The organism is Streptomyces iakyrus (assembly GCF_000717055.1).
GTDB lineage: Bacteria > Actinomycetota > Actinomycetes > Streptomycetales > Streptomycetaceae > Streptomyces > Streptomyces iakyrus.
Window position 1 is genome coordinate 61,846 of record NZ_JNXI01000017.1, and the last position, 12,011, is coordinate 73,856.

Genomic DNA, 12,011 nt, shown 5'->3' on the forward strand with positions numbered 1-12,011 from the left:
CTGATCATCGGCCGACACGAACAACAGGGGGGCTCCGTGCGGGCCATGGCCACCGTGACGACGACCGCGCTCTGCCTGCTGGCGGCGGCCCTGGCCGGGTGCGGAGCCGGCGGCACCGGCGAGGACAGAACCGCCGGCGACATCCTCGACGAGGCCAACGCGACGATGCGGAAGCTGAGTTCCGTCACCGTCGACATCACCAACCGCACCACGAGCGGCGGCACGGTCACCAGCCACCTGGTGACAGATCTGGACGGCCGATGCAGGTCCAGGACCACCTGGTCCGGCGGCGGCGTCCTGGAGCAGATCCGGCTGGGCACGACCGACTACGTCCGTCCGAACCGGGCCTACTTGCAGAAGTGGAAGAAGAAGCCGGGCGTCACCGGCGAGCAGAGGCTGTGGGTGAAGACGCCCGTCGACCCGGCCTCCCCGGGCGGCGACGGACTCACCTCCTGCGAACGGCCCTTCGACTCCTTCGGTACGGCGAAGAAGGGCGGCTCCACCCGCGTCGGAGACACCAGGGCCGTCGAGGTCATCGTGACCGACAAGGCGGACAAGGAAGGGACGTACACCTTCTACGTCGCCGAGGAAGGCGAGCCGTACCTGCTGAAGACGGTGTACAAGAGCGGCGCGCAACGCACCACCACGTCGTTCAGCGGTTTCGACGAGCCGCTGAACGTGCGGGCGCCGAAGCCGGGCGAGGTGCTGAGCGCCGGGGGCTGAACACCCGCGGGACGGCAGCGCTTTCCGTTGGAATCCGGGCGTCAGCCGCCCGACTGGGACGAATCGTCACACCAGGGCTTGACGGGGTGGAGCCGGGCTCGGCCTACTGGAAGGCGCAGCCGGCCGAGTCGGGGGTCTGATGGTGCGGCGACGTGGGGCAGCGGCGGTGGGTCTGGTGGCCTGCCTGCTGATGCTGCTGCACCTCGTCACCCCGGGGCTCGTGGACGAGGCGCGCTCCGCGGTGCCGGTCACGATGGCGGACACGACGAAGCCGGGCGTGGCCCCGAGCGCCGGGGCCGAAGGGGCCGAGGAGCCCTGTCCGTGCGAGGAGGAGCCGTCCGGGCGGCAGCTCGCGGCGCGGACGCCGCGGGCGGCGGGGGCGACCGGGACGAGCACGGTGGTGACCGGGGCGGCCGTGCCGGGCGGGAGTGGTGCGCACCTGCGTGCGGCGGGAGCGCCTCCGTGTCCGGTGGCGGTCGGATCCGCCCCGAGTACCGCCCGGTTGCAGACGTTCCGCTGCTGAGTGACGGCAGTACCGACCAGGGCCTGCGCCGTGCGGCCCGAGTACTGCCTGGTGCCGGTACGCGGTGATGTGCAGGCCTTCATGTGTCCCCATCCCGATGACACAGGAGGCAGAGTTGCCTGGAAAGCGCGTTCTCGTTCTGAGGCCGGACGAACTCGGCCCCAACGACAAGAAGATGTGGCGGGAGATCCGGACGGAGTCCGGCGCCCCGGCGAACCCCTTTCTCGACCCGGTGTTCACCGCGGCCGTGGGGCAGGTCAGGCCGGCTGCCCGAGTGGCGGTGCTGCAGGACGACGGCTCCCCCGTGGGGTTCTTCCCGTACGAGGCCGGGGTGCTGGGGCGGGGCCGGGCCATCGGGCTGGGGGTGTCCGACAGTCAGGGGGCCGTGCTGCGCCCCGGGGTACGGCTGGACGCCCGCCGGCTGTTACGGGTCTGCGGGCTGGCGTCCTGGGAGTTCGACAACCTCGAAGCCGGCCAGGAGGCGTTCGCGCCGCACGCGGTCGAGGAGCTCGCCTCCCCGGTCGTCGACATCGGCGACGGTTTCGAGGCGTACGCGCGACGGCTGCGGGCGCAGTCGCCGGGCTTCCTGAGACAGACCCTGGCCAAGGAGCGCAAGCTGGCCCGGCAGGTCGGCGAGGTGCGCTTCGTGTACGACGCCGGGGACCCCGGCGCGCTGCGGGCTCTGATGGAGTGGAAGTCGGCACAATATCGGCGGACCGGACGGCGGGACCGGTTCGCCCAGGAGTGGATCACCCGGTTGGTGGGGCTGCTCGGGAGGAGCGAGGACCCGGAGTGCCGCGGGGTGCTGTCCGTGCTGTACGCCGCGGACCGGCCGGTGGCCGCGCACTTCGGGCTGCGGTCGCGCACGGTGCTGTCCTGGTGGTTCCCGGCCTACGACCGCGCGTACGCCAAGTACTCCCCCGGTCTCGTGCTGCAGTTGAGGATGCTGGAGGCCGCGGCGGCCGACGGCGTCGAGATGCTTGATCTGGGAAGCGGTCCGGCCCGCTACAAGGAGTCGCTCAAGACGCGCGACCTGCGCGTGTACGAAGGAGCTGTGGTACGGGCGGTGCCGGGAGGAGCCGTGCACTGGCTGGGCCGGGAGCCCGCCCGGGCGGCCCGCCGCTTCGTCCGCAACCGGCCCGGCCTGGCCGCCGCGGCGGCGCGGGCCCTGGAGGAAGTCGGCCGGCTGCGCGGTGGCTGAGACCGGCGCGCCCGGCTCCGGGGAGCCGGGCGCGGTGTGCGGTCCGGTCAGCCCGTGGCGGTCCAGCTGTGCGCGACGTCCACGATGACGCGGTCGTCCAGCTGCTGCACCCGGAAGGGCAGCCGGGCGCGGACGCCGAGGCCGATCTGGGTCTCGCCCTCGAAGCTGCCCGCGAACCTGGTGTCCCGGAAGGTGCGGTACCCGGTGAGGTCCACGCCCGGCAGCGGACGCGCCACCCGGCCCGGGTACGTGGCCGCGCCGGTCTCCGGGTCGTAAGCGGGCGCGACGACCCGCACCGCGAGGACGGCGCCGCCGGCCACGGGGATCTCGCGCCCCGAACCGTCCTGGTAGAGCCGGGTGACGTACTGGACGCTGTAGCCGACACCGCTGCCGGCGCCCGGCACGTCGACGACCATCCGGTCGAAGCAGGTGTGACGGCCGGTCCTGACGTTCGTCATGGGCGCGACGGTGGCGCCGGCGTCCGTCTTGGCCAGGCTTCCCCAGCCGGTCGGACACGTCGTGGCCTTCGTGGTGGAGCGCGAGGTGGCGTCCGGTGCGGCGCCGGCCGGGACCGCCGCCACTCCCACCGTCGCGCCGACGAGCGCGAGAGTCGCGCATGCTCTTCTGATGCGTACCATTGCCGCCCCCGAGGCTTGCATGTGGCTGATGTGGGGTGAGACGGCCGGGCGGGCCGAAAGGTTGCACTTGCCGCGCCGGACCGCCGGGCATGGCACATCCTGGTGGGGAGCGATTGGTGTCCGGTGCGTCCGTACCGGGAGGACGCGACATGGATGAGGCAGCCGCCGTACCGGACGGGCCGCGGCCGGCCGACGGCCGGAGCCGGGACGGGGCTGGGAGCCGGGCCCCGGCCGGGGGCCCGGGCCGGATCGAGGACGCCCTGACGGACTCGCTGGTGGAGGCCGTGCGGGACCTCGACGGCTACGGCGGACTGGTCTACCTGCGTTCCCGCGACCGGCGCTCGCTGGTGCTCGCGATGGTCACCGGCGTGCCCCGCTCGCTGCTCAAGGCCTGGTGGCGGGTGCCGGTCGGGGGTGCCCTGCCCATGGCGGAGGCGTACCGGCGCGACGAGACGCTGTGGCTGCCGGACGAGCGCGCCACCATGGTGCGCTTCCCGCACTTCACCGCGGGGCTGCCCTACTCCTTCGGCTCCGCCTACCAGCCCGTCCGGACCGGCGGTGAGACCGTCGGCGTCCTGGTCGTGCTGCGCTCGGCCAGCCGGGCGCCGATGGACGTGGAGACGGTGGACCACGCGCTGCGTCCCGCCGAGCGGGCCATGGAAGACCGCCTCGCCGCACACCCGCCCGGCGCGGGCGCCGCCGCCCGCCGCGTCGAGTACGACGACGAGCCGATCAGCGTGCGGCTGCCCACCTCCGGCGCCGACCCGGTCCGGGTGGGCCTCATCGACTGGGACCTGGACAGCGACCGGTGCGCGGCGGACGACGAGGCCCTCGCCCTGCTGGGCATCGACCGGGCGGACTACGGCGGCACCATCGCGGACGTCGAGTCCCGTGTCAGCCCTGACGACCTGCACGAACTGCGGGAGAGCCGGCACGACGTGCTGGCCGGCGGCCGGGTCAGGTCCCGTCACTTCCGGGTGCGGGACACGTCCATGGGCGAGGAGGAGACCGGCTACCGGCCGGTCGAACTGTGGGGCCATCTCGTGCACGCCGGCCCCGGCTCCCCTCGGATCCTGGTGGGCGCCCTCGTCGACGCGGCCGGCGGACTCACCGCGGCCGAGGCGGCCGAGCGGCTGCCGGACGGGATCTTCTCACTGGACCAGGACGGCCGTCTGACCTACGCCAACCGCCGCTGCGAGGAGCTGCTGGATTCCGGCCGGGAAGAGCTCTTCGGCCGCTATCCGTGGGAAGTGATCACCTGGCTGAGGGATCCCGCGTACGAGGACCGCTACCGGGCGGCGATGCTGTCGCAGGAGCCGGTGTCCTTCCTCGTCCGCCATCCCGGGGGGAGCTGGCTGAGCTTCGTGCTGTACCCGGACGTGCACGGCCTGACCGGCCGGGTCTCCCCGACCGGGCCGCCCACCGGGGCCGAACAGGGTCCGGAGGCCGGTGCCGCCGCCGCTCCCGCCGCCGCGGCCGGGGCGCCCCCGCCCGTGCCGGTCACCGCCGCGCGTGCCGGAGCGCTCTACCACGTGGTGCAGATGGCGAGCGTGCTCACCGAGGCGGTCACCGTGCGCGACGTCTGCCGGGCCGTGGCCGAGCAGCTGCTGCCCGCCTTCGGCGCCCGGGAGCTGGCGCTGTACACCGTCCGCGAGGGCCGGATGTACCTGCTGTGGGAGTCGGGATACCCGGAGGACTTCCTCACCCCGTTCGAAGGCGTCACCCTCGACACACAACTGCCCGGCGTCCACGCCCTCACCACCCGGCTCCCGCTGTTCTTCGAGTCGCCCGAGGCCCTCTCCCTCGCCTATCCGGGCATCACCCTGGACCGCATGAACGCCTGGGCGTTCCTGCCGCTGATCGCCTCCGGCCGTTCCGTCGGCTCGTGCATCCTCGGCTGGGAGGCCCCGCACCGCTTCACCGCGGACGAACGCTCCGCCCTCACCGCGCTGAGCGGCCTGGCCGCCCAGGCGATGGAACGGGCCCGGCTCTACGACGCGGAGTCCGCCGTCGCCCGCGGCCTCCAGGAGGGGCTGCTGCCGCACCGCCTGCCCGCCGTCGAGGGTCTGCGCACGACCGGCCGCTATCTGCCCGGTACGCAGGGCATGGCGATCGGCGGGGACTGGTACGACGTGATCACCACCGGGCGTGGGGTGGCCCTGGTCATCGGGGACGTCGAGGGGCACAGCGTCGGCGCCGCGGCGGTGATGGGGCAACTGCGCAGTGCGGTCCACGCCTTCGCCGCGAGCGAGCGCCCGCCACAGGAGGTCATCACGCACACCAACCGGCTGCTGACCGAGCTGGAATCGGACGCCTTCGCCACCTGCTGCTACATCGAACTCGACCCGGGCACCGGACGGGCTCTCGCGGTGCGGGCAGGTCATCCCCCGCCGCTGCTGCGCCACCCCGACGGGCGGGCCGAGACCCTGGATCTCGCGGGCGGCGTCATGCTGGGCGTGCAGCCCGACTCGGAGTACCCCGTCACCGCGCTCACCCTGGCTCCCGGCAGTGTTCTCGCCCTGTACACCGACGGGTTGGTGGAGCGGCCCGGCAGCGACATCGAGACCGGCATCGACGCGGTCCGGCGCCGGCTGTCCGAGACGCCGGCGGACTCGGTGGAGCATCTCGCCGACCGGCTGGTGGGGACGGCCCGGCAGGCCCGGGAGCGGCCGGACGACGTGGCGCTGCTGCTGACGGCGTACCGGTGAATGCCGGGCCCGGCTGCGGGCAGGCTGCCCGGACGCCCGGCCGGATGACCGAACGGCCATACGAAGCGGCGCGGAGTACCGTGGGCGGGACCGGCGAGCAAGGCGGTGGTGGCGGTGGAGTGGCGGCGGTACGCCGAGCAGATGGCGCAGCTCGCCCGGGACCTGGTCGCCCAGGATTCGGTGCAGGCGACGCTGGACGCGGTCTCGGCGGCGGCGGTGGAGCTGGTCGAGGGCTGCGACGCGGCGGGGATCCTGACGGTTTCGAAGGGCCGGGCCGTGACGCTGGCCGTGTGCGGCGACATGGTCGAGGAGTCGGACCGGTTGCAGGGCGAGCTCGGCGAGGGCCCCTGCTTCGACGCCGCGCGCCGCGTGGACGGCGAGCGGCTGTTCCGCATCGCCGACATGACCCGGCCGCAGCCGTCCTGGCCCCGCTACAGCCGGGCCGCTCGCGACCTCGGGATCGGCAGCATGACCGGCGCTCTGCTCTACACCGACGAGGAGGACTTCGGCGCGCTGAACCTGTACTCGCGCCGTCCCGGGGCATTCGGCAAGGACATCGAGTCGGCGGGCTGGCTGCTCGCCTCCCATGCCGCCGTCGCCCTGTCCACGGCCCGTACCGTCGACCAGCTGGAGCACGCCCTGGAGACGCGGCACGCCATCGGTGAGGCCATGGGCATCCTGATGGAGCGCCATCGGATGAGCGAGGACGAGGCCTTCGGCGTGCTGCGGCGCATCTCCCAGGACCACAACCTCAAGCTGCGCGACGTGGCGCGGCGGGTCCGGGCCCAGCCCTCCGGTCAGGTCTGACCGTCCGGCAGGCTCATGGCCCGCAGGAGGAGCACCGCGATGTCGTCGTTGTGCTGTCCGGTGGGTGTGGTGTGGCGGACGAGCCGGTCGATGAGCCGCTCCAGGTCCTGCCCGTCGGCGGCGTCCAGGTGCCCGGCCAGGTCGGTCGTGGTGCGGGTGGCGTCGGTGCCGGGGAGTTCGACCAGGCCGTCGGTGTAGAGGGCGAGGGTCGTGCCGGGGAACAGGGGCACGGTGGTGACCGGGTAGTCGCCGCCGGTGCCGATGCCCAGCAGCGGGCCGGGGTCGACGTCCAGGACCCGGGCGGGGTGCCGGGCGTGACGCAGCAGCGGCGGCACGTGTCCCGCGCTGGCGAAGGACGCCTGCCGGCCGGCCAGGTCGAGGTGGACGTAGAGGCAGGAGACGAGCAGGTCGGAGTCGAGGTCGGCCAGGAGCCGGTTGGTGCGGGCCAGGACCTGGCCGGGTGCGGCGCCGGCGGTGGCGTGGGCGTGGATGGCGGTGCGGACCTGGCCCATGAGGGCCGCGGCGGCGACACTGTGGCCCTCCACGTCGCCGATGACGGCGGCCGCGGTGGTGTCGTTCACGCGCAGGACGTCGAAGAAGTCGCCGCCGACCTCGGTGCCGTGGCCGGCCGGCAGGTAGCGGGCGGCGACGTCGAGGCCGGGCAGGCGCGGCAGGGCCCGGGGCAGCAGGACGCGCTGCAGTTCTTGCACGAGCCGGAGTTTGGTGTCGTAGAGCCGGGCGCGGTCGAGGGCCTGGGCGATCAGGCCGGACAGCGAGGTGAGGACGGCGCGTTCGTCGGCGGTGAAGGTGTGCGGCTGGGCGTAGGACAGGATGCAACAGCCGACCGGCCGGCCGGAAATGATCAGGGGGAGGAACGCCCAGGCCTGCTTGTCGCTGATCTGGGGTGCTCTGGGGTAGCCGGCGGCCAGTTCCACGGGGTCGGCGAAGAAGGCGGGGGTGCCGCTGGCGAGGACCTGGCCCGCGGGGGTGAGGTCGGTGTCCAGGGACAGCGCGTCGAGCCGCTCCATGACCTCGGCCGGGTAGCCGTGGTAGCCGGTGATCTTCAGCCGTCCGGCGTCGACGCCGGACAGCACCAGACCCTGGGCGCCGAAGGCGGGCAGGATCTGGTGGGCGATCAGCGCGACGAGGTCGCGCACGGTCACCGACTCGGTGAGCGCGGCGGCCAGGTGCACGAGTTGGTAGAGGCGTCCCGTCGGTGCCGCGGCGGGCTGCCGCGCGCCTGCGGGCGGCGGGCCGCCGGCCTGCTCCGTGCTCGGCAGGACGCGGACGCTGATGCCGCTGGTGTCGGGATAGAGCTGGAAGGTCAGCGGCTGGTCCGGGGGGCGGAGCGCGGTGAAGGAGACGGGGGCGCGGCTGACCACCGCCGTGCGGTAGTGGTCCTCGTAGACGGGGTCGTCGAGCCACGACAGGGACTGCCAGGGTCTGGTGCCCAGGAGCCGGTCGGCGCCGCGGCCGAGCAGGCGGGCCGCGGTGGCGGTGATGAAGGTGACGCGGCCCTCCAAGTCGAGGGCCAGGGCGCCTTCGGGGAGGCGTTCGAGGTAGTCGGCGGCGGCCAGGCCGGTCTGCGCAGGGTGGCGAGTGGCGTCCACCGGGACGACCCGCGGCAGCTCGGGCAGGGACGGCGGCTGGGGGGCGTCGTCCAGGAGGCGGGCCATGCGGCGGGCGCTGGAGGTGATGTGGCCGCGTTCGCGTGGCGTGATCCGGCGCGGCCGGCCGGCGGGCCACATCAGCACGAGGCCGCCCCACGGGCGCCGTACGCCGGTCAGTGGGACGGCGACGAGTGCGAACGGGTAGGGCAGGACGGCGGCGGCGCGGGGGTAGCGGCGGGCCATGTCGTCCTGGCCGACCACGCTGACCAGGGTGTCGTCGTGGATCGCGTCGGCGACCGGGACCGGTGCGCTCAGGGGCAGCCGCCGCCAGGGGGCGGTGAAGGCCACCGGCAGACCGCACAGGGCCACCAGACGCAGCACCGGTTCGGCCTCCTCGATGAGGTAGAGGCCGCCGATCGAGGCGCCGGTGCCGCGCACGGTGTCGGCCAGGGCCGCCCCCAGGGCGTCGTCCGGTGATCCGGCGCTGCCGGGGTGCTCGTTGCTCCCGGGCATGGTGTCCTCCCGCTCCTACCCGGACGCTACGCCTGGCGGAGCGTCCGGGCATGTCATACGAACGGGTGCCCGGTTTGTCGCCGGATGTGCAGGTCTCGGAGCGGGGCCGCAGGGCTGCCGGGAGAACGATGGTCCGGCCGTTTCCGGCGGGCGGCCGTGCGGGAGGACACCGGCTGGCAGAATCGGGAGCCCTGACGGCACCGGGAGGCCGGCTTGCAGACGCTGACATCGCAGGACCCGCTGGCCGTCGCCGTCACGGAGGCGATCCGCACCGGGGATGTGCCCGGGCTCCGGCGGCTGCTCGCCGACCATCCCGGTCTCGCCGCCGTCCGCATCGCCGAGCAGGGCGAGGAGGGCAGGGGCACGCGCAGTCTGCTGCACATCGCGGCCGACTGGCCCGGTCACTTCCCCAGGGGCCCCGAGGTGGTCGCGGTCCTGGTGGCCGCCGGGGCCGATCCGCAGGCCCGCTTCGAGGGTGCGCACGCTGAGACGCCGCTGCACTGGGCCGCCAGCAGCAACGACGTGCCCGTCCTGGACGCGCTGATCGCGGCCGGGGCCGACATCGAGGCGCCCGGGGCGGTGATCGCCGGCGGCACCCCGCTCGCCGACGCCCGGGGATTCGGCCAGTGGCGCGCCGCGCACCGGCTCGTCGAGCACGGCGCCCGCGTCACCCTCCAGGACGCCGCCACGCTCGGTCTGCTCGACCGGGTCCGGGCCTGCGTCGAGGCGGACGAGGCACCGTCACCCGAGGAGATCACCAGCGCCTTCTGGGGCGCCTGTCACGGCGGTCACCTGCCCACCGCGCAGTACCTCCACCAACGGGGCGCGGACCCCGACTGGTCCGGCTACGACGGCATGACGCCGCTGGACGTCGCCCGCACCCAGGACGCCGACGACGTGGTGCGCTGGCTGCGCGACCTGGGCGCGAAGACGAAGGCCTCCGGCGAGGCACCTCACAGGCAGTAGCGCACCATCCATTCGTCCTGGTTGTACGCGTTACGCGCCGGGTCGGGCACGCTCGCCGCCCGCTCCTCGACCATGTCCTCCACGCGCACCGGCTCCGGCAGTGCCCCGAAGCGGGCCCGGCGGGCCGCGCCCTCCGCCTCGCTCCCCTGCTGCGTCGTCGCCTCGTCCACGGCGATTCCCCTCTCCGGCTGGTCGGTCCGACCGTTCGTCCCTTGGTGGGCAAAGAGTTGACGTGCGGGAGGGGCTTCTGGTTCCCGTGGCACCGCTCAGCCGTGAAAGTCGCGCCGCCACCGGCGCTTGTTCGACCGTACGAACTTTCACCTCGCCGGTTCCCCTTCCGACCTGCCAGTGATAGGAAACCTTCCTATCAGTTCTGCACGGCCAGCTCTTCCAACCCCCCACTCTGCTTGGAGGCCCCGTGAGACACCCCGCCACCCCGGCGACGCGCCGCACCGCCCTGACGCTGTTCGGCGCGGCCCTCGCGGCCACCCCGTTCCTGAAACCCGTCGCCGCCACGGCGTCCGAGCGGGCGATCGGGCTCGACGACCCGGCGAAGAAGGAGATCGCCATGCAGCTCGTGTCGAGCGCCGAGAACTCCTCGCTCGACTGGAAGGCGCAGTACCAGTACATCGAGGACATCCGCGACGGCCGCGGCTACACCGCCGGCATCATCGGCTTCTGCTCCGGCACCGGCGACATGCTCGACCTCGTGGAGCTCTACACCGCCCGCCGGCCCGGCAACGTCCTCGCCAAGTACCTGCCGGCCCTGCGCGAGGTCAACGGCTCGGACTCGCATGCCGGACTGGACCCCGGCTTCCCCGGCGACTGGCGCCGGGCGGCCCGGGACGCCGCGTTCCAGCGGGCGCAGGACGACGAGCGCGACCGGGTGTACTTCGGCCCCGCGGTCCGGCAGGGGAAGGCGGACGGGCTGCGCGTGCTCGGCCAGTTCGCGTACTACGACGCCATCGTCATGCACGGCGACGGCAGCGATCCCCTGAGTTTCCGGAACATCCGCAGGCGCGCGCTGCGCACCGCGAAGCCGCCGGCGCAGGGCGGTGACGAGGTGACGTACCTCGACGCCTTCCTGGACGCACGGGTGTGGGCCATGAAGCAGGAGGAAGCGCACAGCGACACGAGCCGGGTCGACACCGCGCAGCGCGTCTTCCTGCGCCGGCGCAACCTCGACCTGAACCCGCCGCTCGACTGGAGGGTCTACGGCGACAGCTACCACATCGGCTGACCCGGCCGGCCCGGGCGGGAAGTGGTCCACCAAGCAGGCAGGGAAGTGGACCCCGTCCCGGGCCGCCCGGCTGCCTAGCGTCACCCCCATGAACGCCACGACCACGCGCGGCGCCCTGCTCGCCGCGCTCGCCTGCGTCCTCGTCGGAGGATCCTTCACCGCCAACAGCGTCCTGGGCGACTACCCCTACGCGGGCGGCCAGTTCCTGCGTTACGCACTGGCCTGCCTGCTGCTGGTGCCGGCGGCCGGGAAGGGCGCCGCCGGCCGGGTACGGGCCCTGACACTCCGTCAGTGGGCCCGTCTCGCCCTGCTGACCGCGGTCGGCATGGTCGGTTTCAACCTGGCCGTCATCGCCGCCGAACGCACGGCGGAACCCGCGGTGCCCGGCGTGTTCGTGGGCTGCGCGCCGGTGGCCGTCGCCGTGCTCGTGCCCCTCATGGACGGGCGCAGGCCCCAACGGGTCGTGCTGTACGGGTCGTTGCTGGTGGCCGTCGGCGCCTTCACGGTGCAGGGCTGGGGACGCACGGACGGCACCGGCATCGCCTTCTCCGTGTGCGCCCTGGCCGGGGAGGTCGGGTTCGCCGTGCTCGCGGTGCCCGTACTGCGGCCGCTCGGGCCGCGGCTGCTGTCCGCCACGGTGTGCGCGGTCGCCGCCCTGGAGTCGGCGGCGGTCGGGCTGCTCGTCGACGGCACCGGCTGGCTGCGGCGTCCGGACACCGTCGAGACGGCCGCGCTGCTGTGGCAGGCGGTGGTGGTCACCGTGGTCGGGTTCGTGTGCTGGTACATGGGCATGCAGCGGATCGGCGCGGAGCGCGCCACGCTCTTCTCGGGCCTCATCCCGGTCGCGGCGGCCTGCACCGCGCCGCTCGTCGGCACGGGCTCCTACGGCCCCGCCCAGGCGGCGGGCAGTGCGCTGGTGGGGCTCGGCGTGGCGCTCGGGTCGGGAGCGCTGCGGCGGGCGGAGCGGAGGCGGGCCCCGCGGGGTCGGGCCTTTCGGGGGAACGGACGACCGGAGTCCCGGGGCATCCGCGTGCCTGAAGCGCCGGAGTGATCCCGCGCGCATCTAATGAACGGCATTGACC

The 12,011-nt window shown here is 73.8% G+C and carries 11 protein-coding genes; 8 read left to right on the forward strand and 3 right to left on the reverse strand.

What is annotated here, in order from left to right; all coding sequences use genetic code 11:
• Positions 1-45 precede the first annotated feature (45 nt).
• From OO68_RS26885 to OO68_RS26895, 3 genes are all read left to right on the forward strand, one after another.
• Positions 46-723, forward strand: coding sequence for a hypothetical protein (locus tag OO68_RS26885; RefSeq protein ID WP_033311732.1), 678 nt, complete (start codon positions 46-48; stop codon positions 721-723).
• A 139-nt stretch (positions 724-862) separates the two neighbouring features.
• The gene (locus tag OO68_RS26890) at positions 863-1,246 is read left to right on the forward strand and encodes a hypothetical protein (protein ID WP_245237174.1); all 384 of its coding nucleotides are present in this window, start codon (positions 863-865) and stop codon (positions 1,244-1,246) included.
• A gap of 97 nt (positions 1,247-1,343) precedes the next feature.
• Positions 1,344-2,447 carry a GNAT family N-acetyltransferase gene (locus OO68_RS26895; RefSeq protein ID WP_033311734.1) on the forward strand — a complete coding sequence of 368 codons (1,104 nt, stop codon included), beginning with the start codon at positions 1,344-1,346 and terminating at the stop codon, positions 2,445-2,447.
• A gap of 47 nt (positions 2,448-2,494) precedes the next feature.
• Here the strand turns inward: OO68_RS26895 and OO68_RS26900 are convergent, their stop codons facing one another.
• Positions 2,495-3,085 (reverse strand): AMIN-like domain-containing (lipo)protein, encoded by a 591-nt coding sequence (locus OO68_RS26900; RefSeq protein ID WP_051814825.1) that lies wholly within the window; start codon positions 3,083-3,085, stop codon positions 2,495-2,497.
• A 149-nt stretch (positions 3,086-3,234) separates the two neighbouring features.
• Between OO68_RS26900 and OO68_RS26905 the strand changes: the two genes are divergently transcribed.
• Entirely contained in the window at positions 3,235-5,793 is a 2,559-nt protein-coding gene (locus OO68_RS26905) for a SpoIIE family protein phosphatase (RefSeq protein ID WP_078625470.1), read from the forward strand.
• Between the two features lie 114 nt (positions 5,794-5,907).
• Complete coding sequence (locus tag OO68_RS26910) at positions 5,908-6,600, forward strand: GAF and ANTAR domain-containing protein (RefSeq protein ID WP_033311820.1); 693 nt, start codon at positions 5,908-5,910, stop codon at positions 6,598-6,600.
• Here the strand turns inward: OO68_RS26910 and OO68_RS26915 are convergent.
• On the reverse strand, positions 6,591-8,723 hold the full coding sequence (locus OO68_RS26915) for a SpoIIE family protein phosphatase (protein WP_033311736.1): 2,133 nt from the start codon (positions 8,721-8,723) through the stop codon (positions 6,591-6,593). The genes OO68_RS26910 and OO68_RS26915 overlap by 10 nt on opposite strands.
• Positions 8,724-8,936: 213 nt before the next feature.
• On the opposite strand from OO68_RS26915, the gene OO68_RS26920 reads away from it, so the two are divergent.
• A complete protein-coding gene (locus OO68_RS26920) occupies positions 8,937-9,689 on the forward strand; it encodes an ankyrin repeat domain-containing protein (protein ID WP_033311737.1) in 753 nt (250 codons plus the stop codon).
• On the opposite strand, the gene OO68_RS26925 is transcribed toward OO68_RS26920, so the two are convergent.
• Positions 9,677-9,859 (reverse strand): hypothetical protein, encoded by a 183-nt coding sequence (locus OO68_RS26925; protein WP_033311738.1) that lies wholly within the window; start codon positions 9,857-9,859, stop codon positions 9,677-9,679. The genes OO68_RS26920 and OO68_RS26925 overlap by 13 nt on opposite strands.
• Before the next feature lie 248 nt (positions 9,860-10,107).
• On the opposite strand from OO68_RS26925, the gene OO68_RS26930 reads away from it, so the two are divergent.
• Both OO68_RS26930 and OO68_RS26935 read left to right on the forward strand, forming a co-directional pair.
• A complete protein-coding gene (locus OO68_RS26930) occupies positions 10,108-10,929 on the forward strand; it encodes a chitosanase (protein ID WP_033311739.1) in 822 nt (273 codons plus the stop codon).
• Between the two features lie 88 nt (positions 10,930-11,017).
• On the forward strand, positions 11,018-11,980 hold the full coding sequence (locus OO68_RS26935) for a DMT family transporter (RefSeq protein WP_033311740.1): 963 nt from the start codon (positions 11,018-11,020) through the stop codon (positions 11,978-11,980).
• Positions 11,981-12,011 lie beyond the last annotated feature (31 nt).